This window comes from Paenibacillus yonginensis, from assembly GCF_001685395.1.
GTDB lineage: Bacteria > Bacillota > Bacilli > Paenibacillales > Paenibacillaceae > Fontibacillus > Fontibacillus yonginensis.
Genome location: NZ_CP014167.1, coordinates 1163330 through 1187494, shown reverse-complemented (window position 1 = coordinate 1187494; position 24165 = coordinate 1163330). Strand labels below are relative to the sequence as shown.

Sequence of the window (24165 nt, the reverse complement as noted above, 5' to 3'; positions counted from 1 at the left end):
TTCGATCAGGGGAGGTTCCGGTTTTTATTTTGTCAGGAGGGGACTCCTGGATCCTCTTTACTTGATCTTCTTTTCTTTACTCTAGCTTTGTTCATTTGCTGTGGAAGCCAGCTGCAGGCTGCTCTCTTGTTCATTCAGATTCAAATGCTGGATATTATAAAGCCGGCTATAAATGCCGCCCTGCTCCATCAGCTCGGCATGGGTGCCGCTTTCGGCAATCTCGCCATGGTTCATCACATAAATCCGGTCCGCATGCGTGATCGTGGACAGCCGGTGAGCCACGATCAGCGTAGTCCGGCTCTCGGACAAGCTCTGCAGCGACTGCTGGATAAGATTCTCGGACTCCAGATCCAGCGCCGAAGTTGCTTCGTCCAGAATCAGCACCGACGGGTTCTTTAGGAATACCCGGGCTATCGCAATCCGCTGCTTCTGACCGCCCGAAAGCTTCACGCCCCGCTCTCCGACCTCCGTGTCATAACCGGCTGGCAGCTGCATGATGAAATCATGTGCGTTAGCCGCCTTCGCTGCATCCACGATTTCCTCTTCGCCGGCCCCCGGCCTGCCAAGCAAAATATTGTCCTTGACCGAACCACTGAACAGGAAATTCTCCTGCAGCACCATGCCGATCCGGCTGCGCAGGCTGTGCATGGTCAGCTGCTTTACGTCGGTTCCGCCAACATAAATCGCCCCTTCCTGAACATCATAAAACCTTGGAATTAGGCCGACCAGAGACGATTTGCCGCCCCCGCTCATCCCGACGAAAGCGACGGTCTGCCCAGGTTTAATCTCCAAGGTAATATCCCTCAGCACCCAATCCTGATCCGGCTGATATTTAAACCAGACCTTGTCAAAGACAAGGCTCGTCTGCCCGTCCGGAAGCCTCTTGGCTTCCTTGGCATCCACCATATCATACGGTTGATCCAGCAGCTCTTTAACCCGTTCCCAGGACGCCGAGGCTTGGGTCAGCACGGTTGAAGAGTTGATCAGACGTCTAAGCGGCGCGTACAAACGGTCGAGATAACCAAAAAATGCCACAAACGTGCCCAGCGTCAGCCCGCCTTGAATAACATGGTAGCCGCCATACCCGATGACGAGCAGCGGGGCAATATCGGTCAGCGTATTGGTAATCGCAAATGTCCAGGCATTCCAGCGGCTTTGATTGAGCGCCTTGTCCAGATAACGTCCGTTGATGCCGCGGAACCGCTGGTCTTCATGACGTTCCAGTGCAAAGCTGCGGATCACGGTGATGCCCTGCATCCGCTCGTGCAGATAAGCCTGGATGCCCGCAAGCGCAGCGGAGCGGTCTTTGGTAAGCTTTTTCAGCCGTTTATAGAGCAGATTTACGGATAGGGCATACAGCGGCAGGACCGAAATCGAAACGAGCGTCAGGATTGGGTCCAGATAAAGCATAAAACCAAGCACAAAAGTCAAGGTGAACAAATCCAGCCACACGTTCATCATGCCGACTTCAACGATGTTTTTGGTCTGCTCGGCATCGTTGATGAACCGCGAAATGATTTCACCAACCTTCGTATTCTGGTAATAACGGAGCGACAGCTTCTGCAGGTGATCATAAAGCCGGCTGCGCAGATCAAACAAGATCCTGGCGGTTATAAACTGGGCAAAATATTGGCGCAGGTATTCGACCGGCCCCCTGACCACAACAAACAGGAACATCGCCGCGCCCAGCGCCATTCCCAGCCCGCGAATCCTTTCCGCCGGCGTCAGCTGCGCATTCATGAGCAGATCATCGACCACATATTTTAATAATAGAGGCAGCAGCGACGGAATCCCAAATTTCAGCAGTCCGATCAGCAGCGTAAGTAATATCCATTTCCAATAAGGTTTTACAAAAACAAAATAAGCTTTAAACGGATTCAATTGAGTGCACTTCCCTTGTATGTTATACTCCTTAGTAAAACTTGCAGTTATGCTCTGCTTGTACGGCCCAAGCCGAATTCTGATGTAATCGCTTTAGGAGGGTAACCATGACACGCCGATTTGTCATTGAAGCTGTAATGGTCGCGATATACGGTGAACTTTTGGCACCTTCCAGCCCCGTAGAATATATTGTGCCTTACAACACGATCATGGAATTGTATGAATTCCGAGACAGCACCGAACCGCTCATGAATGATCCGGAAGACGACCGTTACGTGAAAGACAAGATCAATGAGCTGATCGCCTATATGGAAGAACCCTTGAACCGCAAAAGGCTGGAGAAGATCCTGGTCATGCCCTGGGGAAAAACCGCGTCCATCCTGCTCGATGAGCATATAACTTGGACGGTTGTTAATGCGGTGGACAACGAACAATACGGCGAATACCTCGACCCCATTGAAACGGAAATCATCCTGACGGCCCAAAAGGAGAACGCCCCGATTCTGACGGACCAGTTCGAGCTGATCCGCCGGATTATTGAAGCCGAAGTGCCTGTTCAGGTTTTTGATATTCAGGATTTCGAATTCGCCATGGAAGACAATGTCTTCAGCTAGGCGCAGGTTATAGACGTTAACATTCTTTCATCCTGTAAAAAGCCATGAAAAAGCCCGCGTGTGCGCGGGCTTTTTTGGGCCGTACCTGTCCCTCGTAACTCTCTATTCTACAGGTCACTGCACGTATTCGTAAATGATATCGTCACTTTCGGCATCATAGCTGACTTTCAAATCGTAGCCGTCTAAATACCACAAATCCTGCTCTTCCATATAGAAACGAATACCGTCTACATTTGTAGATATGCCAGGCTTCTTAGGCTCCTCCGTATCAATGCCAAGTGAAAATCCGGGATGAATGTGTCCGCCTGCGCTGTAACGGGCAAAGAAGCGGACTGATTGCCCTTCGGCAAGATTCAGTTCTTTCTTATACCATCTGGCTGCATCCTCAGCAACATGAATCATGCGAGTCTCTCCTTCTCAATCAACCCGTTTTGCACTTCCTTAAACAGGCTGTCTTTTCTATTTGTACCCTTATTTTAGCCCATGACGCTCCTGTTTGCCAAACCGGGGAATTTTATTATAATTATTTTTTACGTTTGACAATTTGGAAAATGCGGTGTTAAGATTCTTGTGTCAGACTAATTTATCAAAAATTCCCATGTGGAAGAAAGGGTGCGCTCGATGTTTAATCATATTGTTTACGATAAACATGATATGGCCGATCGGCTGAAACAATTAAATACCGAAGCAATCCCGCAAGCGAGGTTCAGGGAATTTATCAGAAGAGCTGCACGTCTCGACCCAAGACCGGCCTTTCTAGGCCGAGGCATGCGGATACGGTTGCTTACAATCGTAATCCGGCATATGTTTAGGTTATCCAGGGACATATCGTCATAGGACGATGTGTCCCTTTTTATTTTTCAGGGTTCTGCAGGCAGACCACAAAGAACAGCTGCAGGCCCGATTAAACACCGTAATCCGTATCTGATGATGAAAAGGTTAGACAGACGGAGAAGACTCAAGAGGAGGGTTTTGATTCATGTTCTCGGTATTAAAAAATTTGGGCTGGTTCTTCCGCCGGGAGAAACAACGCTACACGATCGGGCTTATCTTCCTGATTGTGGTCGGCGTATTGGAGCTGGCCCCCCCACGGCTGCTCGGCAGCGCTATTGACGACATCGTCAGCGGCTCTATCACGTGGAATTTGCTGACGATGTACATTTTATCGATCGTGGGCCTGCTGGTTCTGATCTATCTGATTACTTATGTTTGGATGCACAAGCTGTTCGGCGGCTCTAATCTGGTGGAACGGCTGCTGCGCACCCGGTTTATGAACCATCTGCTGCGGATGACGCCGCCGTTCTTCGAACGGAGCCGGACCGGCGACCTGATGGCCCGCGCCACCAACGACTTGCGTTCCGTGGCCCAGACGGCCGGCTTTGGCATGCTGACCCTAACCGATTCGACCGCTTATCTGGCGACGATCTTCGTGGCGATGGCTACACTGATCAGCTGGAAGCTGACGCTCGCAGCGATAATTCCGCTTCCTTTCATTGCTCTCGCAATGAAAATCTACGGCAAAATCATTCACGAGCGATATACGCTTGCCCAAGATGCCTTTGGCGATATGAACGATCAGGTGCTTGAATCGGTAGCCGGCGTACGCGTTATCCGAGCTTATGTGCAGGAGCGCAACGATGAAGCCCGGTTTGAGAACATCACCAATGACGTTTACCAGAAAAATCTGGCCGTGGCCAAAGTCGACGCTTATTTCGAGCCGACAATCCGCCTCTGCGTAGGCCTGAGTTATGTAATCAGCTTGACGTACGGCATGTATCTTGTGTTCCACAATGAGCTGACGCTGGGCAACCTTGTCTCTTTTAATATGTATCTAGGGATGATGATCTGGCCGATGTTCGCCATCGGCGAATTGATCAACATCATGCAGCGCGGCGGGGCTTCGCTGGACCGCGTCAACGAAACGCTCAGCGTGAAGCCGGACGTGGAAGACGCCGAACATCCCGTACCTGTGGCTGCTCCGGATTCCATTGAATTTCGTGACGTGACGTTCCGTTATCCGACTTCGACTGTAAACAACCTGGAGCAGATCCGGCTGAACCTGAAGCGCGGCGAAACGCTGGGCGTTGTCGGACGGACCGGTGCCGGCAAATCGACGCTGCTGAAGCAGCTGCTGCACGAATACCCGCTGGGCACCGGCGAGTTGCTCATCTCCGGCGTTCCGATGCCGTCGATCGCCAAAGATCAGCTGCACAGCTGGATCGGCTACGTGCCGCAGGAGCAGATTCTTTTCTCCAAGACGGTCCGCCAGAATATCCAGTACGGACGGCCTAATGCCGATGACGAGCTGATCATGGACGCCATCCGCACCGCCTCCTTCGACGGCGACCTGCATACGTTGTCCGACGGCCTGGAGACGCTGGTCGGCGAGAAAGGCGTAGCCCTTTCCGGCGGGCAGAAGCAGCGCGTCTCGCTGGCCCGGGCCTTTATCGCCGACCCGGAAATTCTGATCCTTGACGATGCTTTATCCGCCGTCGATGCCCGAACCGAAGCACGGATCATTGAGAATATCCGCAGCAAACGCTCCGGCAAAACAACCTTGATCGCCACGCACCGGCTCTCCGCGATTGAACACGCCGACCACATTGTTGTGCTCGAGAAAGGCCGGATCGTCGAGGAAGGAACCCATGAAGAGCTGCTGGCCAAAGGCGGCTGGTACCGCGAACAATATGAACGGCAGCAGGTTGAATCGAACCTGACAGACTAGAGAGGTGTTTCCCCACATGAAAACCAAAACAGGCAAGGCCTTGTTTAAATACGCTTTAACCGCCAAAAGGACGTTTATTTTGGCGCTGGTCATGCTGGCGATTGGTGTGGCTGCCGACTTGGCAGGCCCGTTTATCGCCAGGAACATGATCGACAATCATATGCTGGCGATTGAGAAACCTTTTTACGAAACCAACACGGCTTCCAGCGAAACGGTCAGCTACAACGGCAAGCTGTATAAACGCGGCGACCGTTTTGCCGCGGACGAAACCAAAGGCGGCGAGGTGCACCTGCTCCAAGCCGGCCGGCCGTTTTATTTCGTTGAAGGAGCAGTCCCGGACACGACGGGCGAACGTTCCTTTGAGGGCGGCGTGCTGACCATTTCCAAAGGCGGCGAAACCCTGCAGTATCCGGCTGTAAAGCTCTCGGCCAAAGAGCTGTATGCCTTCTACAAACCTGAGCTGCCGGGCATTCGGACACTGGTTCTCGCTTATTTCGGCTTCCTGCTCATCTCCATCATCATGGAGTTCGGGAAGACCTACTGGCTGCAGTCATCCGCCAACAAAGTCATCCAGAAGCTGCGTATCGACGTGTACAAACATATCCAAAAGCTGCCGGTCAATTATTTCGATAATCTTCCCGCCGGTAAAGTCGTCTCCCGGGTGACGAACGATACAGAAGCCGTCAAAGATTTGTTTATCGCCGTATTATCCAACTTCTTCTCCGGCATCATCAATATGCTCGGCGTATATGTGGCCCTGTTCCTGCTCGATTTCCGGCTTGGCCTCATCTGTTTGTTTGTCATTCCGATCATCGCGGCCTGGGTAGTGCTGTACCGCAAGTTCGCGACCCGGTACAACACGATCATCCGCTCACGGCTGAGCGAAATCAACGCGATTATCAACGAGTCCATCCAGGGCATGCCGGTAATCCGCGTATTCCGCCGCCAGGAGCAAACAAGCGATGAATTCGAGGCCTTAAACGACGATTATATGAAACACCAGAATAAAATGCTGAACCTGAACGCCTTGACCTCGCACAACCTGGTTAACGTGATCCGAAATCTGGCGTTTGCGGTTGTACTCTGGTATTTCGGAGGCGGTTATTTATCCGCAACCGGCATTGTATCGCTGGGCGTATTGTATGCGTTTGTAGACGTTCTCGGCCGTTTGTTCCAGCCGATTACTGGCATGGTCAATCAACTGGCAGCGCTTGACTCCTCTCTCGTATCTGCAGGCCGGGTATTCGAGCTGATGGATCAGCCTGGCGTGGATGTGACGGACGGCGGCATGCCGCGTTACAAAGGGAATGTGGAATTCGATGACGTTTCTTTTGCCTATAAAAAAGATTATGTGCTGAAGCATATCAGCTTCACCGCCAAGCAGGGAGAAACCGTAGCGCTGGTCGGCCACACCGGTTCAGGAAAAAGTTCGATCATCAACCTGCTGTTCCGGTTCTATGATCCGCAGAAAGGCTCCATCCGCATCGACGGACAGGAGGTCACCAGCCTGCCGAAGCAGTGGATCCGCCAGCATATGGGCATCGTCCTGCAGGATCCTTATCTGTTCACCGGAACGATCGCCAGCAACGTCAGCTTAGGCGACGGCCGGATCTCCCGCGAAACGGTCGAGAAAGCGCTGAAGGATGTAGGCGCCGACCGCATCCTGGCCCATTTGCCGGGCGGACTTGACGAACCGGTCGTGGAGAAAGGCAGCACGCTCTCCGCAGGCGAACGTCAGCTGATTTCCTTTGCCCGGGCGCTGGCTTTCGACCCAGCCATCCTGATTCTCGATGAAGCTACGGCCAACATCGATACCGAAACCGAAGCGCTGATCCAATCCGCGCTTGAGGTGCTGAAGAAAGGGCGCACGACGTTTATCATCGCCCACCGCCTCTCCACCATCCGCAGCGCCGACCAGATTCTGGTGCTGCACAAAGGTGAAGTCGTGGAACGAGGCTCCCACGATGAGCTTCTTGCCCTCGGCGGACGTTATTATCAGATGTATCGCCTGCAGGGCGGCATTACGGATGCTGCCGAGAATGGTTCCGGGCAAGTTCAGGAAGGCAGCTCCGGCTCCAGCAATCCGGAAGCTCAGGGATCGTCTGCACCTGCCGCCGGCTCCGCCGGAGCAGCCGATGAATCCAAACGGCCAACAGCTTCGCCGCTGCCGAATTTATCCTAAGAATCCGAACTAAGCACAGTTATACAACAGGAAAGTTCGAATCCGTTCCTCCCCCGATTTTTTCTTTCATATCAAAAAGGCTGAACCCTTCGAGGGATCAGCCTTTTTATGTTTGAATGTGGTCCAGCCCTTCCACCTGCTCATACAGCTGCTGCGTGTAATGCTGGAGCTTGTCCTCCAGCCGTTTGGCCCGGTCTTTGAACTGCTTCAGCTCCTGAATCATCGCTTTCCGGCCTTCTTCGCTGAAGGTTTCAAGTATCCGTTCCTTGAAATAGTCATGGACAATCCGGTTGCGGTCTTTCCAGATGGACACCAGCTCTTCCGTCTCTTCCTCCGTGAAAGTAAAATGGTGCCGGATCTCATTCACCAGCTGGCCGAGGGAATTGCCGAGCTTGCGGTGATACAGCTCCTCCAAATCCTCTTCGGCAGGCACCTTTCCTTCCGCCAGCTTCATCATCATAATCAGGTTGACCAGCTGCTGCTCCAAAGCCTGTCCATAATAGACGGCCAGACCGAAATAAGAAAACAATTCTTTAGACTGCTGCTGCTCCATAAGCTGCTGACGACTGCTGCGATAAGGCATAAACCTCCCCCTCCCTGAAACCAGAAATTCCTAATGACAACCATGACTTATTGGTCTATTGGGCCAGTTCTCCGATCCTTGCCAGCCGTTCAGCTTCATGCCCGGCCAACCATACATCCTGCGAAAGAAGTTCATACGCTTTCCTGAAATACTCGCGTGATTCATCCCGTCTGCCAGCCGCTAGAAGGCACTCCGCGATCTCTTCGCAATTATACCCGCTGGGTCCTTTATGCTGCATGGCGTCATGGTACAAGGAGATTTGGATCTCAAGCGCTTCCGCTACCCGCCCCATTAATCGCAATACTTTTGCCCGACACCACTTGGCGATGTTTATCAATTCTTCGTTCCCCTGCTGCTCCCTGAATGCAAGAGCCCTGCCAAACATAGCATAAGCCTGCTCGAGCTGTCCCGCCTCTACTTGAGCCCAGCCGATATTATTGTATAGGGAACCTAACCAGCGCTCTGCTTCCGGATGTTTCTCCGCATAGTCTAAGGCCCGTAAATTCCACGCCATTCTTGCGGCAGCATCCGCTTCTGCAATACCCAGCATGTGGGCGGCATCCACCGCATAATCAGGCTCAGCATGGAAACGGGCCAGGAGCCAGGCCTCTTCGAATAAAGGCACAGCTTGGGCTGGATGGCCTGAAGAGTTAAACACCCTTCCCCTTTCCAGCAAGTAACGAATGTGGGCTCTCGGAAGCTCTTTTTCCTTCAGTAGGGAAAGGACCCGGTCCAGTGAAGCGTTGGCGGTTTCAAACCTGCCTTGAAGACCTTGCGCCCTGGCGATCTGAGTCCATAATTCCGCTATGTATCCAAGATTCCCGTTATCCTTAACCTGCTCCGCAATCCCAATAAATTTCTGCTCTGTTTGTTCAGGCTGATTATAATCCCACAACTCGTCAAAATGAATCATTGTATCCCTAAGTTCAACGAATGTATGCCTTGCTTCTTCTTATAGCTGCATCTATCATAACATAGACTAAAGTGCATAGTCCTCCCCGAAAAAACAAGAAGCCCCTGCGCTGCCGCGCGGAGGCTTCGTCTCCGTTTAAAACGAAATTTCTATTCTATTCTTAGCCAGCCTTATTTAACGGCTTGCTTCAGCTGCTCATAATGCTTGATGGCCGCCTGATGCACCGGATGATCTGCCGGGATTCCGGTAAAATGAGTCAAGGTTTCGGAGGCCCCTCGTTCGTTCAGCGTCTGCTGGATCTGCACAGCTTCCGGGTCCTCCTGAACGTCAAACAGCAGGGCAGTTGCCATGGATTTGGCTAATCCGTCATAAGACAAACCGCGGTCAAAAGCCTGCAGCGCCGGAGACACCAGACGGTCGTTCGGCGACAGCTTGCGGATTGGCGATCTGCCGATCCGCGTCACTTCATCTTTGAGCGCCGGATTGCGGAAGCGCTCCATAATTTTTTGAATATAGGCTTCATGTTCCGCTGCGTCAAAGCCATGTTTAGCTACCATCACGGCGCCTGTTTCTTTCAGAACTCCGTACAGCTCATCCGCGATTTGCTGATCGTCCATCGCTTCCTGGATCAGTTCATACCCCTTCAGATAACCGCGGTAAGCTGCTGAACAGTGACCGGTATTAACTGTGAACAATTTACGTTCGATGTAAGGCTCAAGCCGGTCCACATAATGTACGCCTTCAATCGGCGTATAGCCTGGAATCATTTGGGACGTGTCAACAGCCCATTCGTAAAAAGGTTCCACTTCCACTTCAAGCGGATTGTCGTGCTGCTGGAGCGGAACGATCCGGTCAACAGCCGCATCCGGGAAAGCTACTAGACTGTCCGCCTTGCTGCGTGTAGCTTCGTCAAGCAGACCATACACATGCTCTTTAAGCTGGGTGCTGCCTCCGATGGCATTTTCACAGGCAATGATATGCAGCGGAGCCGGAGAACCGCTGGACAGACGTTTTTTCAAACCTTCCGCAATGGTCGGAGCAATAAACTTCAGAATGTTAACGCCCACCGCCGTTGTAATGATGTCAGCTTCAGCCACGGCTTGAACCGCCGCTTCTGTTTCCGTGGCACTGTTGATGCCCGTTACGTTGCGAACGATGATCGTTTCGCGCTGATCGCTGGCCAGCACAACCGGATATTCGCGTTTCTGCTTGAGATGGCTCACCAAATTTTCGTTAACGTCCAGAAACGTTACTTCATAACCTGCCTGGGATAGCAGCAGTCCGATAAAACCGCGTCCGATATTGCCTGCTCCAAAATGTACGGCTTTCATCAGTCTTCAAGGCCTCCTTCAAAGATCGCCATGATGGCTTCTTCAGTAGGAGCATTCATGACCTGCTCCAAGCTTTCATCTTCACTGAAGATCATAGCCACGTTGGTCAGAATTTGCATATGGTCGCCGCCGGCACCTGCGATGCCGATAACCACAAAAGCCGGTTCATCTCCGTCAAAGTCAACGCCATCCGGGAAACGAACGATCGACAAGCCGGTCGAATGAATCAGGTCTTTGCCTTCTTTAGTTCCATGAGGGATTGCCAGACCATTGCCCATATAGGTCGATACAATATTTTCACGGTCGATCATACGATCCACATAAGCCGGTTCGACATGGCCAGCTTTGACCAGCAGTTCGCCGGCAATGCGAATAGCTTCATATTTATCTTTTGCTGCTGCAGACAACAAAATTTTCTCTTTTGACAGTATACTCATGTTTAACTCCACCTTTGTCTATACTTTGTTTTTGAAGAATTCCATCAGCTCAGTTCCTAGGAACTGTTTGATGTCTTGCTCGCTCCCCTGCTCCATCAGCCGGATTAAATCCGGCCAGAGCAGAAGAGCGCTGATTTCGCTCAAGATCTCAAGCGATTCTTTCGGCAGCTCCCGAGGTCCCAGCATGATCAACATGACCTGAATATCGGTTTCTCCGTCCATTTGAACAGGCTGACTCAGTCTGTACAGGGACAAGGAAGGCTGCAAAATGTGGGCGCTGCGCGTATGGAACAGCGCAAGAGAGCTGTCGGGAATTATCAAACTGCCCAGTAATTCTCTCTCCAGCAGAAGATTGGTCACCTCGTCGGGATCATCCAGGATCGAATCCTCCGCAAGCGCCCGGCATGCTTCCAGCAGGGCATAACGCAAATCTTGACCTGTTGTATCAATAGCACCAAGCCGAAATTGCTCGAGCAGGACCAGAATCTCAGTCAGTGTGGTTTGGAGCGATTTAATCCGTCCCACTGCCCAGCTGGAATTCTCCTCCGACCTCTCTTCAGGGCGCCCGGCCTTACGTCCGGAATCCATTTGCTTGAAGGTTGTGTTTTTGATGTAGTCAATCAGCTTCTCGATGTCTTCCCGGGTAAGCAGAGGACTAAGCCGAATGTAACGGTTTTGCGGAAGCGGCAAATCAATGGTTGAAATGATGAGATCATAATCTTCTTCGGGAATTCTGGCCGCTTCATACCAGGAGCTGTTTCTAACGATTTCGATTTGCGGAATTTCTTTGGCCAGCCTTGTGGCGAGCAGTTTAGCCGAGCCGATTCCGCTGCTGCATACGAGGATGGCCCTGACATCCTGCTGAAGTCTTTTCAGCCGTTCAATTGAAGCGCCAAAATGCATCACCAGAAAGCCGATTTCTTCATCAGGGACATCCAGGGCCGAATCCAGATCGGATACAGCCTCTTTAACCGTCTGAAACAAAGGTTCGTAGTCCTTTCTTATGGAGGCCAGCAGCGGATTTCGGATTCTCGAGCCTTCCTGAAGTCTTTTGAGCGCTGGATCGATATGCTGGAGCAGTCCTTCCCGCAGGGACTTGTCGCCTTGCAGCGGATAACCGGTTTTCTCGGCCACACGCATAATAAGCTGCTGAACAATTTCCATATGAAGAAGATCAGCCTGCGTCAAATATTCCGAAGCAGCCGAATCCTGAAGGGCATCCAGCAGAAGGGCAATATAATTGGTCTCAAAGCTGCAGAATGGAATATCCAGCACTTCCGACAGCTCTTTGACAATGGCCTGGGCATCCTCCAAATTTCTTGGCCGGAAGCCGTAAAACCCTGAACCGCCGTTGTTATCTTCCACTTTTTTGTCCTGAAGAATTCTGGACACGGCTACGGACAAGGAAATAAGCAGATGGGTATAAGCCTTCTCGCTTAATTCATCCAGCCATTTTGAACCTCTGTTCCACAAGGCGCTTTCCACGAACATAAAATATTCTTTGCCCGCCAGATTCAGCAGCTTCTGCAGCAGCGGGGGATGATTGTCGCCTGCGCCTACCAAATCGGAAGGATCTAGATTTTCTTCGGCCAAATGGCAGATCGCTCTTCGTTTGTCTTCCTCCCGGCCTTCGATCTCCACGCCGTATCCGCGCCGGCGGATCAGCTCCAGCCGAAACCTTTTGATCCAGAGCTCAAGCTCATTGAGATCATTGGTCACTGTGGGAACCGTTACTTTTAAGGCATGAGCCAGTGTAAACAGCTTGACAGGCTCATCGGCATGAAGCAGGGAAACCAGAATATAAATCTTTCGTTCCTCTACCGTATATTCAGAAGGTTTTTCTTCTTTTAGCATAGCGGCGAGCTTATCCATGGACGCCTGAGCCCCTTCAAGCTCAATTCCTTTGCCTGACTTCTTCTTAAGGTGGAGATCAAAGTCGGCCAGAAACTGCTCCAGCCCCTCCATCTCCCGGTGAACGGTTCTGACACTCACCCGAGCTGTTTCGGCAATTTCGGCGGCTGTCGTTTCCTCTTTCCTTTCAAGCAAAAACGTCACAATCTGCCTTTGCCTTGCGGTGAGTTTGTTCACGCCGCACCTCCTGTAAAAATGGAGAATAACGCCGGCTTCCGCCGGCGCTTTCTCTTGTTCATCTCATTAACCTTTAAGGCGATCTACAAGCTTGTCATATTCAGGACTCTTCAGGAAGTTGTCGATGGAAATATGTTCAGCTGTAGGAATTTTTGCTTTCGCCCGGTCTGTCAACGTTTTCTGTGTGATGACGATATCCGCATCAGAAGGGATTTCACTGATAGCTGAGTTTACAACCGTTACATCCACACCTGCCTGCTGCATTTTCTTTCTAAGCACCGAAGCGCCCATCGCACTTGAACCCATACCTGCGTCGCAGGCAAATACGATTTTATGAACATCCTCAGGATCCAATTGAACCGCAGCATCGCTGATCGCTTGGTCTGCGCCAGTTGTTTCGGCAGCTGTTTTAGTTACGCCGGCAGCTTTCATGTCTTTCATTTTGGCTGCCGCTTCTTCAATGTTGTCGTTCTCTTTCTGTTTCGTTGTTTTAAGCAGCAATACCGACAGAAGGAACGATACGACTGCTGCTACAATTACACCGGCAAGCATCGGCAGGTAACCGCCTTTTGGCGTTACCAGGAAATAAGCGATGATACTGCCTGGAGAAGCCGGGCCAGTCAAACCTGCACCGAGCAGTTGGAACATAAAGGTACCGGATACGCCGCCGGCCATAACAGCCAGGATCAGGCGAGGGTTCATCAAGATGTAAGGGAAATAGATTTCATGAATACCGCCCAGGAAGTGAATAATCACAGCGCCTGGAGCAGATTGTTTGGCCGAACCTCTGCCAACCAAGCAGTAGGCCAGCAGTACGCCAAGACCAGGTCCTGGGTTCGATTCGAGCATAAACAGAATCGATTTGCCCGTACGTACAGATTCTTCTACGGCAATTGGACTCAAGATGCCGTGGTTGATTGCATTGTTCAAGAACAGCACTTTCGCAGGTTCAATGATAATGTTGACCAGCGGAAGCAGGTTTCTGTTCACCAGGAATTCCACGCCGTTTGACAGAAGCGTAGTCAAGGCTTCTACGGCAGGACCGATACCGGAATACGTGCCCAGCATGATCAAACCGCCGATAATACCGATCGAGAAGTTGTTGACCAGCATTTCGAAGCCGGCACGGATTTTGCCTTCAATCGCACGGTCGAACTGTTTCAGGATCCAGGCGGCAATCGGACCGACCAGCATCGCACCAAGGAACATCGGAATGTCGGAACCGATGATGACGCCCATGGTCGCAATCGCGCCGATTACGGCACCGCGTTTCCCGTGGATCATTTCCCCGCCGGTATAACCGATCAGGAGTGGAAGCAAATATTTGATCGTCGGATCAACCAGTTTTGCCAGATATTCATTCGGAATCCAGCCCGTAGGGATGAACAGGGCCGTAATTAAACCCCAAGCGATAAAAGCGCCGATATTCGGCATAACCATACCGCTCAGCAAACGGCCGAACTTTTGAACGCCAACCCTCAATCCTCTGGATTTAGTTTCGCTTACTGCAGATGTTGCCATTTTAGGAGCCTCCCCTTAAATCAAACTAGGTAGGATAGAATTCATTAGGTCTTATCCTTGATTCCATGTTAATTCAAAGCGCTTTCTTTCTCAATCAAATGAAAATTCACTTTCGTCATGAATATTGTTGACAACTTTTATCATAATTACTGAGTTAAATTTTCCCTTGATAGAGCAGCGTTTTCGGGAGTTTCTAAACGGTAGGAGGCAAAAAAATAAACCCGGTCCATTCCTAGTTCTCACCAGATAATAACCGGATTTATCCAATTGGCGAATTTAGCCCCATGATCATAAGAGCCCTGACAAGCGGCCTGCCTGCCAGGCAGCCAAAACATTAAGCTGCCATGGACAGGCAAGCATCCGCACAGCGGCGGCATGCCTCGGCACATTGTTGACAGTGTTCATGTTCATGTTTACTGCATTCTTCGGCGCAAGCCATACATACTTTAGCACAGAGCTGACAGATCTCGGCCGCAAAAACGGATTCGCGGGACAAAGCATCAGCCGCAAACATGCAGATTTCCGCACATTCACGATCCATGCGAATGCAATCTCTAAGCATGGCAAGCTCATATTCCTTCAAATTGGATATGTAACAATAATTACAAGCATTCATGCACTCCAGGCATGCTTCGATACACTCTCGATAAGGGTTTGAATTCATCATCGTGTTCTCCTCCTGCAGCATTCTGGATTTGGATTCTTGATAAGGCTGAACCTTTAACTTCAACGTAGTGTTATTACCTTGTTAGAGCTTTTTTGAAACAAATGGACAACCAGCGCCTATTCCATAGAAAGGGTGCCGGCCTCAAGAGCATGCAGCTTTCGGGACAACTCTTCTTTATCAAAATGCTCGCCTATAAAAACAACGACATCCGGAATGTCGCCCTGCGGCGTAATTTTCATAAAGTCCGGTTCCCTGTAAGCATATTGAAATAAGAAGCGGCTGTTGTTGGTATCGGAGAAAGTGAGTACGCCCTTAGCCCGGTACACATCCCGGGGCAAATCGGCAACCAGCCGTTCAAAGGCTTCACTGTTCACTGGGCCGCTTAAGTAATGCGTATGGACCATCACATGACTATGCGTGTGATGATGGTCATGCTCTTCCGAGGCTTGTCCGGGCTCAGAGGGATGTGCAGGATCGTGGTGGCTAGGACCACGGAAGCGGCTGTGGCTTTGATTATGACGATGAGCATGCTGACTTTCGCCGGCGTGGTCGAATGCACGCTGAGTCCCCTCACCTTCAATCAGCAATTCCCTCAGATCCACCTCGCATTTTACAGCCGGGATCTTGCTGGCATAAGGATTGGATTGGTTCAGCAGCTTCACCAGCTCCTGCATCCGCGAGCTTTCAAGCCGATCCGTTTTGTTCAGAATCAGGACGGATGCACAGCGAATTTGCTCCTGCATAAGCCGATAGGTTTTACCTTGCTGGCGGTCGAACAGCTCCATCAGATAAGCGGAATCGACTACCGTAATCAGCGGTTTAATGTCCAGCTTCATGTACAGCGCTGTCTCCGTCACCCCGTCCAGAAGCTCCATCGGATTGGCTGCTCCAGTCGCCTCTACAACGATCAAATCCGGATGCTCCTGCTGGATCAGCTCATGGATGGTTACGCCAAGATCCCCGCGGATGGAGCAGCAGATACAGCCGCCCAGCATTTCTTCCATCGGCACCTCCTGTTTGACTAGCAGACCGTCCAGATTAACGTCTCCCAGCTCGTTCATAATTACTGCAGGCTTAAGTCCGGCCTCCTGCCAGTAATCGATCAATCGGGCCAGCAGCGTTGTTTTGCCGCTGCCCAGAAATCCTGACAATATGTAAATCGGGGTTACATAAGTATCGTCCGATGCTTTCATTTTCAACTTCTCCTCCAAATGCTGAACCTTTATTTGATCTGACACGGAGTTTACTACAGCAGCCGGAACATTGCAACAAACGGGAGTACCGGCTTCGTGCCAAGAAACCCGCTTCGGCTGACGGAAGGCTTGTGCTAAAATAGACGGGAATCCAAATTTGCGGAAATCAAGAGAAAGAGGTAACCGAAATGAGATCAGTAGATGAACACAAATCAGAAGCCCCTGCTTCCGTCTCCTGCCAAGTCATCACGGTGTCGGATACACGTACCCAGGGAAATGACGCCAGCGGCAAGCTGATGCTTAAGCTGCTTGAAGAACACGGTTATGCTGTCGTCGATTATAGAATTGTCAAAGACGAATATGATGAGCTGCGCAACCTGCTTCACGAATCCGCAGAAGACAACCGGATTGAAGCGGTTCTCTTAAGCGGAGGCACCGGAATTGCTCCTCGCGATACGACCTATGAAGCCGTTAGCAGCATGCTTGGGAAAGAACTGCCCGGTTTCGGCGAAATTTTCCGTTATCTCAGCTTTACCGAGGATATCGGGCCGGCAGCGATCTTAAGCCGGGCCGTTGCCGGTGTCATAAACGGAACCGCTGTATTCTCGATGCCCGGCTCAACCGGCGCCGTGAAGCTTGCCATGGAGCGGATCATCCTTCCGGAACTAAGGCACGTCATGCGCGAGATTTATAAGAAATAACTTCATTCACGATGCACACAAAATGGGCACATCAAAAAAGCGCCTTCCGAACCTTTTGTTCGGAGGACGCTTTTAGTTTATTTCATCTCTTTGAGCAAGCTGTCAAAAATCGGTTCCAGCCGGTCGTTGTATTTGTCCTTATCGCTGCCGCTTGATACATAAACCAGTGCAAGCTTGCCGGCTGTTCGAATCAAAGGGCTATGGCTGTCTTTGTCGGTGCCGTATAGGCTGCGAATTTTCGACAATCGGGTACTTTCCCTGTTATAACGGTAAAAAACGACATAGTGATGGGAATCTCCATTCACGTAAAAGCTCGTGCTCCGGTTCCCGTCCAGGTCCTCGGAATTCGTTTCATGAGTCAGACGCAAATCGCTGCGAGCGCATGCCTGTCTTAGCTGTTTCAACAAATCCAAGGTTTCACTGCCGCCGTAGAATTCACTGCTCATGAAACCGTCTGCCGACTGTTCCTCCAAAGCCCCTTGCTTGACGAGGATTAGGCTGCTGTATACAGGCTCAGCGTATACCGCCAGCGGCTGGCTGGCTTCCGTTCGCGGCACATGGACGAACCAGGCAGAGACAATTACTCCTGCACCTAACAGACCGGCCGTCCATTTGTCAAATCGTTTCTGGCTGCCCATGCACATCATCCTTTCCTAATAAAACTTCATGACTATCAAGTTCAGCAAGCTTATACCGCTTATAACCTCAGTTTTCCTTCCATAAGCTGGATTTATACCTGCTAAGCATGCTTTATTTTACGTCATAAACTATGCTCGTTTTGCCTCTTCTGTCGAATCCCTTCCTGCAGCGTCTGATCTTAGCGATTTCTGCGCTTTCCCGAGAAATAATCAAATGAATCGTTAAAAGAAAAACGGCCGCAGCCCCATATAGGCTCCAGCCGTTTCATCTTCATCTTCATCTGCATCTAACCCGTTTATTCATCATGCTGCTCCAAATAAGCTTCAATCATCGACTGACGCTGATTCCAGACCTCTTCGCTCAAGCTGATCCGGTAGATTTCCGGGTTGAGCTTGCGCAGATATTCCGGCCAGAACAGCGAAAGCTGCTGTTTATGGTAATCCCGGACCTGATCCAGACTTGGCAGCTCGTAGACGAGCTGTCCATGCTCAAAGATAGGCTCCAGCATCCGCATAACCTCAAAGTTCTTGACCGTCTTCTGCAGCGTGGAATTCAGCGGGTGTTTCAAACGAAGTTTGTTATTCCGCTCTTCCGGGATGGTTTCGGACGGGTAGGTGATATAATCGCCGAGAGCTTTTTTGTCGCTGCGGCTGAGCAGCCGGTACACTTCTTTTTTCCCTGGCGTGCTGATTTTCTCCGGATTGGCTGAAATTTTGATCGTAGGCACCATCGTATCGCCCTTTTGACGTTCTACAAGCTTGTAGACGCCCCCCAGCGCAGGCTGGTCCGCAGCCGTAATCAGCTGAGTTCCAATCCCCCATATATCAATCCGGGCGCCTTGAGCCTTCAGGTTGAAGATGGTGTTCTCATCGAGGTCGTTGGAAGCGACAATTTTGACGTAAGAGAGCCCGGCATCATCCAGCATTTTACGGGCCTGAATCGATAAATAAGCCAAATCGCCGCTGTCCAGCCGGATCGAGCTCATCCTTTTGCCCTGCGAAGCCAGCCATTTTGCTGTTTTGATGGCATTAGGCACACCGCTTTTGAGCGTATCATACGTATCAACCAGCAGTGTCACCTGGTCCGGCAGCGCTTTGGCGTAAAGCTCAAATGCCTCTTCTTCGGATTCGAAACCTTGCACCCAGGAGTGGGCATGCGTTCCTTTTGTCGGGATCCCGAAATATTCCCCGGCCAGCATGTTGGACGTAGCATCAAATCCGGCGATGTACGCCGCTCTTGCTCCCCAGATGGCTGCATCGGCTTCCTGTGCCCGTCTGGTGCCGAACTCCAGCAGAATGTCATCAGGCGCCACCTGCTTGATTCTGGAGGCTTTAGTAGCGATCAGCGTTTGGAAGTTCATAAAATTCAGCAGCGCAGTTTCAATGAGCTGGGCTTCCATAATGGTGCCTTCTACACGGATCAACGGTTCATTCGGAAATACCAAAGCGCCCTCCTTCATGGACAGCAAGGTGCCGCCAAACCGGAAGTCCCTCAGCATCTCCAGAAACTCGGGTTTATAATTTTCCTCCTGTTTGGCCAAATAAGCCAGATCCTCTTCGGTGAATCGAAGGTTCACCAGATAGTTCACAATCCGTTCCAGCCCCGCAAATACGGCGTAGCCATTGCCGAACGGAAGCTTGCGAAAATAAGCTTCAAACACGGCCTTTCTTAAATGGCTTCCATTCATCCAGTGCGCATAAAGCATATTGATCTGGTATTTATCCGTATGCAGCGCCAAACCTGTTGTTTGCATCTGATTTCTTCCTCTCTCTGCTGCCGCCATCCTTACTTCACCTCTTCCGAGCTTGTTGTCACCTTCGCTCCCAAGCTGCCGGCAAAATGGCCAAGCGCCCATTCATGACCGGCCTGGTTAAAGCTGGCTACCGCATCTTCATACACGGTAATGGCAAATCCTTTATTATAAGCATCTACGGCCGTATGGAGCACACAAATATCCGTGCAGACGCCGATCAAATGAACCTCCGTAATTCCTCTGGCCCGGAGCTTCAGCTCCAGATCCGTCCCGCAAAAAGCACTGTATCTCGTTTTGTCCATCCATTCAATCCGGTCCTTGTATTTCTCATAAACCGCCTTTAATTCTCCATACAGCTCCCGGCCTTCTGTCCCCCTAAGATTATGGGGAGGAAAAAGTTTGGTTTCCGGGTGATAGCTATCGTTCTGCTCATGAAGATCCACCGCCATCACTACATAATCGCCGTTAGCTGCGAATGCCTCCGTTACCCGGGCTATGACCGGAGTAATCGCAATCGCAGGTTCTCCCACCGGCAAACTTCCATCGACAAAATCATTCGTGAAATCAATCACGATTAATGCTTTCATCTTCCCTCAGCTCCTCACTGTCCAGGATTGGCTGCCGTAATGTACTCTTGTATATTTAATCAGTTTAAGTATAAATACTCAAGCGCGGTGTAAAATCCGTAAACCGGTAGAGCTGAGCCGGGCGCTGGGAATATTGATTGGACACCAGCCGTTTGCCGTTATCGTCCACCACTTCCTCCAGGATACCTTGTCTGCTTCGGGTTGACGTCACTTTACGAATAAAGTTCAGCTCTTCGAAATCAGGCACAACCGTGCGAATGACCTGATAAAGCTCGCTCAGCGTAAAGTGCGGAGGCAAAAACTGCTTGGCTATCGTCGTCTGCAGCATCTGCTCCTGGATTCTCCGGTAAGCATCTTTAATGATCTCCCTGTGATCAAAGGCAAGCTCCAGCTCTTCAAGCGCCTGCTGGATGGTAAACAAGCCAACCGCCTGAGCATCATCAGCCGCTTTGCGCTTCTCCAGCACCCATTCTTCTACCAGGGCATAAAAAGCATGCGAGATGATCCATCCGCGCGGATCTCGCCCCGGAGTGCTGTAAACCCCTAAATATTCCAAATGGCCGCCGTCGACGCCTGTCTCCTCCTGCAGCTCCCGGCTCGCGGTCTCATACAGCGATTCGTTCTCCTGCGAGAAACCGCCGGGCAGCGCGTAAGCCCCTGCGAAAGGCCAGCTTCGTCTGCGGACGAGCATGACCTTAAGCTCAAAAAGCGGCAAGGATTTGGTTGAGGAACGCCGTTCCTGCTTGGTTAAAGTAAACATGACGATATCCGCAGGAATTCCATCCGGTGTCCGGTATTTTTTAGGATTATAATTTTTGGCTTTCTCCTGGTCATCGTTCATTATCCATCACCCACACTGTCGGATTAATTTTAAGCTTTTGCTTTTGGAAGCCGGAAGGTGGATGTCGCCACACAGCCAAGCTGTCCCTGTTCGTCACGGACCTCAGCTCGCATAGTCATTGTACGGAACGTTTCGTGCACGGGATAAGCACTGGCAATCAGTTTGCCTGTCCCCATGGCCGAAAGGAAATTCACATTCAGATGAGTTGTTACTCCCTCAACTCCGCCTTTTGCGGCCGTAACGAGGATCCCCATCGCCTGGTCCATCAAAGAAGACAATACGCCTCCATGTACGATGCCCATAGAATTCAAGTGATTTTCTTTGACCTCGAGGCCGAGATCTACCCTTGCAGCGTCCGCATGCAGCAGCTCCATGCCAAGAAATCCCCAAAACGTTTTGCTGTTGCGATTTAAAATATCTGTCCAGTCCATGTCCCGCTTTCCCCCTGAATCCTGAAGTTTGTCTTGTTGAGTCCCCGCTTAGCTCGCAGCGGGTATGTAAGGTTCTATTAGTTTATGGCATTAAGTTTGTACGGTTGCATACAGCAAAAAGTGCGGAAGGCTATCTCCCGCACTTCGCCTGCTGCTTTAATCGCACCGGCTTGGAGGAGCCTCCTTACCGGATTCTACGTTAATCTTTTGTGAGACTGTATCCTGGATCGCGGACATTACAAATTGAAGCAAATAGTTCATGTCCGCTTGACTTTGCTGATATTCAGTCACAAGCGGAATCGCGTCGATCTCGGCCTGCAGTTCGTCAATCTCTTTCTCGATCCGACTCACCATCTCCTGGTTGCGCATGCTTTCGAAAGCCACGATCTCCTTCTGCTTTTTCTTCATTTGCGCAATCAGCGACTGGACCCGTTGATGGCCCTGGATTTGCTGCTCCGCCTGCTTGAAGATTTGCGCTTCCTCGCTTCCGCGGATCAGCTCTGCCAGCTCCCTCGATTTCTCCATAATTTCATTACGGGTAAACATACGCGAAGCGGAATCCGGAATTCCGCCTTGGGCGTCAGACATATCCTGCAATCCTGCCACTTTGAATTCCTCCCTTTCGCATCTTGGGTTAATCGTTTTGAACCCTTTATATTGCTTTGTATATCCTTTATTAAACGGCAGCCACCGGGCTGCTGACAATTTTACCTTTGATGTACCAGGTCATCGGATCGGTAATTTCCACATGAACGAAAGTGCCGATCAATTCCGGACCCCCTTCAAAATGAACCAGTTTATTGGTACGGGTTCTTCCCGCAAGCACCTTGGCGTTATTTTTGCTTTCGCCTTCAACAAGCACCTCAACGATTTGTCCTTTGAACTGTTCATTGATGGCGCGGCTGCTTTCTTCGATCGCGCGATTCAGCCGGTACAGGCGTTCCTTCTTGACCTGCATGGGAATGTCATCCTTCATGGAAGCCGCAGGTGTTCCTTCACGCGGGGAATAAATAAACGTATAAGCAGAGTCATAGCCGACTTCCCGGACAAGCGACAACGTTTCTTCAAACTGCTCGTCTGTTTCGCCAGGGAAACCTACGATAATGTCCGTCGTTAAGGAAACGTTCGGAATCGCGGCTTTGATCTTGCGCACCAGCTCCAGATAATGTTCGCGCGAATATTTCCGGCCCATCATTTTCAGCATTTCCGTGCTGCCCGACTGCACCGGCAGATGGATATGCTCGACCAGGTTGCCGCCTTTGGCGAGAACCGCCACCAGCTCATCGTCGAAATCACGCGGATGAGAAGTCGTGAAGCGGATTCGCGGAATGTCAATCTTATGGATATCATCCATCAAATCGGCGAAAGAATACGTCATATCGGTAAAATCCTTGCCGTACGCATTCACGTTCTGTCCCAGCAGCGTAATTTCCTTGAAGCCCTGACGCGCCAGCTCGCGAACCTCGGCAATGACGTCCTCCGGACGGCGGCTGCGCTCCTTGCCCCGGGTAAACGGCACGATGCAGTACGTGCAAAACTTATCGCAGCCATACATAATATTTACCCATGCACGCATGCCTTCGCGTTTCTTAGGCAGATTTTCGATAATGTCGCCTTCCTTGGACCATACGTCCACGACCATTTCCTTGCTCATCAGCGATTCCTGAATCAGGAAAGGCAGGCGGTGAATATTATGCGTACCGAAGATCATGTCTACGAAACCGTGCTTCTGAAGAATCCGGTTAACCACGTTCTCTTCCTGGGACATACAGCCGCACACGCCAAGCAGCATGTCTGGTTTTTCGGTCTTCAGATGCTTGAGGTGGCCCAGTTCGCCAAACACTTTATCTTCCGCATTCTCGCGAATAGCGCACGTATTCAGCAGAATGATATCGGCTTCTTTACGATCCTCGGTCGGCTGATAACCCATCTGCTCAAGCAGACCTTTGATGGTCTCCGAGTCATGTTCGTTCATCTGGCAGCCGAAGGTGTATACGATATAGTGTTTGCCCGCCCCCAGCCTGCTCAGCTCCTCAGGCACAGCCGTATCGTAATGAACCTGAACCGCTTCCTTGCCGCGCTGCTTCTCCTGCTTCTGGTTCGGTTCGGAGAAAATATGGATTTCCCGGCCGCGAATCCGGATCTTTTTCCCGTTCTCATCTTCAGAGATGATCTTGGCATCCGAGAAATCAAAATATTTGGAGTAATCCTTTGTCTCCTTAGCCATTAACGGCTCACTCCTTACTGTCTATCTTTATCCCCGCGGGACAATTATTTAAAAATGCATTACATCAAATTATAACATGCACGGACTGCTATTTCTAGCCGCATCACCGTGTTTATCCATATCCTGTCTTTGCAGGCGTTTTGTAAAAAACAAAAACAGCAGCCCGGAAAAATTCCGGAGCTGCTGTTTATCAGACCATTTAACGCTTTTATTCTACGATTTCAGCGCTGTCGCCGTTTTTGACGCCGGCTGCATTTGCTTCGTCCGTATCAATGTGCATATCGAGGGCAAAAGAATCGGAAACACGGGCAATTACGTTCTCGAACACAACGCCGCGTTCGCCGCCTACACGCACTTTAAGCAGCTGCTTGTCCGCAATCCCCCATTTAGCGGCATCGGAAGTATGGAAATGAATATGACGAGCTGCCACGATTACTCCTTTATCCAGTTCAATTTCACCTTTTGGCCCTTTAATTTTAATGCCTGGGGTACCTTCAATGTTGCCGGATTCACGAACCGGAGCAGGTACGCCGATTGCAAAGGAGTCGGTACGGGAAATTTCAACCTGGGAAGCAGGACGGGCTGGTCCAAGGATCCGGACTTTAGCGAATTCGCCTTTAGGTCCAACCACGGCAACTTGTTCATTTGCAGCAAATTGGCCGGGCTGGGACAAAGGTTTGAATTCAGTCAGCTGATAACCTTCGCCGAACAACATTTCAATATGTTCCTGAGTCAAGTGGACATGACGTCCGGAAACGCCAACAGATACGATTTTACTCATGGTGGGGTTCACTCCTACTGTACTTTTTTACTGTACTTTTTTTCACAACAAAAAACATCCTTACCCATTA

The 24165-nt window shown here is 50.8% G+C and carries 22 protein-coding genes; 4 read left to right on the top strand and 18 right to left on the bottom strand.

Annotated elements, in window-relative coordinates:
* Positions 1-81: 81 nt before the first annotated feature.
* Complete coding sequence (locus AWM70_RS05480; RefSeq protein ID WP_068694699.1) at positions 82-1881, bottom strand: ABC transporter ATP-binding protein; 1800 nt, start codon at positions 1879-1881, stop codon at positions 82-84.
* A 107-nt stretch (positions 1882-1988) separates the two neighbouring features.
* Between AWM70_RS05480 and AWM70_RS05475 the strand changes: the two genes are divergently transcribed.
* On the top strand, positions 1989-2495 hold the full coding sequence (locus tag AWM70_RS05475; RefSeq protein WP_068694698.1) for an ADP-heptose synthase: 507 nt from the start codon (positions 1989-1991) through the stop codon (positions 2493-2495).
* 114 nt (positions 2496-2609) lie between these two features.
* Here AWM70_RS05475 and AWM70_RS05470 read toward each other — a convergent pair whose 3' ends face one another.
* Positions 2610-2897: a HesB/YadR/YfhF family protein gene (locus tag AWM70_RS05470; protein WP_068694697.1), complete on the bottom strand. Its 288-nt coding sequence runs from the start codon at positions 2895-2897 to the stop codon at positions 2610-2612.
* A gap of 577 nt (positions 2898-3474) precedes the next feature.
* Between AWM70_RS05470 and AWM70_RS05465 the strand changes: the two genes are divergently transcribed.
* Together AWM70_RS05465 and AWM70_RS05460 are read left to right on the top strand one after the other, a co-directional pair.
* Entirely contained in the window at positions 3475-5220 is a 1746-nt protein-coding gene (locus tag AWM70_RS05465; RefSeq protein WP_068694696.1) for an ABC transporter ATP-binding protein, read from the top strand.
* A gap of 16 nt (positions 5221-5236) precedes the next feature.
* Positions 5237-7402 carry an ABC transporter ATP-binding protein gene (locus AWM70_RS05460; RefSeq protein ID WP_068694695.1) on the top strand — a complete coding sequence of 722 codons (2166 nt, stop codon included), beginning with the start codon at positions 5237-5239 and terminating at the stop codon, positions 7400-7402.
* A gap of 106 nt (positions 7403-7508) precedes the next feature.
* Here the strand turns inward: AWM70_RS05460 and AWM70_RS05455 are convergent, their stop codons facing one another.
* The 8 genes from AWM70_RS05455 to AWM70_RS05420 form a co-directional block, all read right to left on the bottom strand.
* Complete coding sequence (locus AWM70_RS05455; RefSeq protein ID WP_068694694.1) at positions 7509-7985, bottom strand: hypothetical protein; 477 nt, start codon at positions 7983-7985, stop codon at positions 7509-7511.
* A 55-nt stretch (positions 7986-8040) separates the two neighbouring features.
* On the bottom strand, positions 8041-8898 hold the full coding sequence (locus AWM70_RS05450; protein ID WP_068694693.1) for a tetratricopeptide repeat protein: 858 nt from the start codon (positions 8896-8898) through the stop codon (positions 8041-8043).
* Positions 8899-9068: 170 nt separating this feature from the next.
* Positions 9069-10229, bottom strand: a complete 1161-nt coding sequence (locus tag AWM70_RS05445) for a mannitol-1-phosphate 5-dehydrogenase (protein ID WP_068694692.1) — start codon at positions 10227-10229, stop codon at positions 9069-9071.
* Positions 10229-10666, bottom strand: coding sequence for a PTS mannitol transporter subunit IIA (locus tag AWM70_RS05440; protein ID WP_068694691.1), 438 nt, complete (start codon positions 10664-10666; stop codon positions 10229-10231). The genes AWM70_RS05445 and AWM70_RS05440 overlap by 1 nt, the downstream gene beginning before the upstream one ends.
* An 18-nt stretch (positions 10667-10684) precedes the next feature.
* Complete coding sequence (locus AWM70_RS05435; RefSeq protein ID WP_068694690.1) at positions 10685-12754, bottom strand: BglG family transcription antiterminator; 2070 nt, start codon at positions 12752-12754, stop codon at positions 10685-10687.
* A 66-nt stretch (positions 12755-12820) separates the two neighbouring features.
* Positions 12821-14275 carry a PTS mannitol transporter subunit IIBC gene (locus tag AWM70_RS05430; RefSeq protein WP_068694689.1) on the bottom strand — a complete coding sequence of 485 codons (1455 nt, stop codon included), beginning with the start codon at positions 14273-14275 and terminating at the stop codon, positions 12821-12823.
* Between the two features lie 334 nt (positions 14276-14609).
* Positions 14610-14942 (bottom strand): four-helix bundle copper-binding protein, encoded by a 333-nt coding sequence (locus AWM70_RS05425; protein WP_068694688.1) that lies wholly within the window; start codon positions 14940-14942, stop codon positions 14610-14612.
* Positions 14943-15058: 116 nt separating this feature from the next.
* A complete protein-coding gene (locus AWM70_RS05420; protein WP_068694687.1) occupies positions 15059-16135 on the bottom strand; it encodes a CobW family GTP-binding protein in 1077 nt (358 codons plus the stop codon).
* A gap of 188 nt (positions 16136-16323) precedes the next feature.
* Here AWM70_RS05420 and AWM70_RS05415 point away from each other — a divergent pair, with 188 nt between their 5' ends.
* Complete coding sequence (locus AWM70_RS05415; RefSeq protein WP_068694686.1) at positions 16324-16836, top strand: MogA/MoaB family molybdenum cofactor biosynthesis protein; 513 nt, start codon at positions 16324-16326, stop codon at positions 16834-16836.
* 77 nt (positions 16837-16913) lie between these two features.
* On the opposite strand, the gene AWM70_RS05410 is transcribed toward AWM70_RS05415, so the two are convergent.
* From AWM70_RS05410 to pduL, 8 genes are all read right to left on the bottom strand, one after another.
* On the bottom strand, positions 16914-17474 hold the full coding sequence (locus tag AWM70_RS05410) for a hypothetical protein (protein ID WP_068694685.1): 561 nt from the start codon (positions 17472-17474) through the stop codon (positions 16914-16916).
* Between the two features lie 296 nt (positions 17475-17770).
* Positions 17771-19228 (bottom strand): nicotinate phosphoribosyltransferase, encoded by a 1458-nt coding sequence (locus tag AWM70_RS05405; RefSeq protein ID WP_068700392.1) that lies wholly within the window; start codon positions 19226-19228, stop codon positions 17771-17773.
* A 32-nt stretch (positions 19229-19260) separates the two neighbouring features.
* The gene (locus tag AWM70_RS05400) at positions 19261-19815 is read right to left on the bottom strand and encodes a cysteine hydrolase family protein (RefSeq protein ID WP_068694684.1); all 555 of its coding nucleotides are present in this window, start codon (positions 19813-19815) and stop codon (positions 19261-19263) included.
* Between the two features lie 64 nt (positions 19816-19879).
* Positions 19880-20656 (bottom strand): NUDIX hydrolase, encoded by a 777-nt coding sequence (locus tag AWM70_RS05395; protein WP_068694683.1) that lies wholly within the window; start codon positions 20654-20656, stop codon positions 19880-19882.
* A 29-nt stretch (positions 20657-20685) separates the two neighbouring features.
* Positions 20686-21087, bottom strand: coding sequence for a PaaI family thioesterase (locus AWM70_RS05390; protein ID WP_068694682.1), 402 nt, complete (start codon positions 21085-21087; stop codon positions 20686-20688).
* Positions 21088-21243: 156 nt separating this feature from the next.
* Positions 21244-21633, bottom strand: a complete 390-nt coding sequence (locus AWM70_RS05385; RefSeq protein ID WP_418303212.1) for a YlbF/YmcA family competence regulator — start codon at positions 21631-21633, stop codon at positions 21244-21246.
* Between the two features lie 130 nt (positions 21634-21763).
* On the bottom strand, positions 21764-23314 hold the full coding sequence (gene miaB / locus AWM70_RS05380) for a tRNA (N6-isopentenyl adenosine(37)-C2)-methylthiotransferase MiaB (RefSeq protein ID WP_068694681.1): 1551 nt from the start codon (positions 23312-23314) through the stop codon (positions 21764-21766).
* Between the two features lie 208 nt (positions 23315-23522).
* Positions 23523-24095 carry a phosphate propanoyltransferase gene (pduL, locus tag AWM70_RS05375; protein ID WP_068694680.1) on the bottom strand — a complete coding sequence of 191 codons (573 nt, stop codon included), beginning with the start codon at positions 24093-24095 and terminating at the stop codon, positions 23523-23525.
* Positions 24096-24165 lie beyond the last annotated feature (70 nt).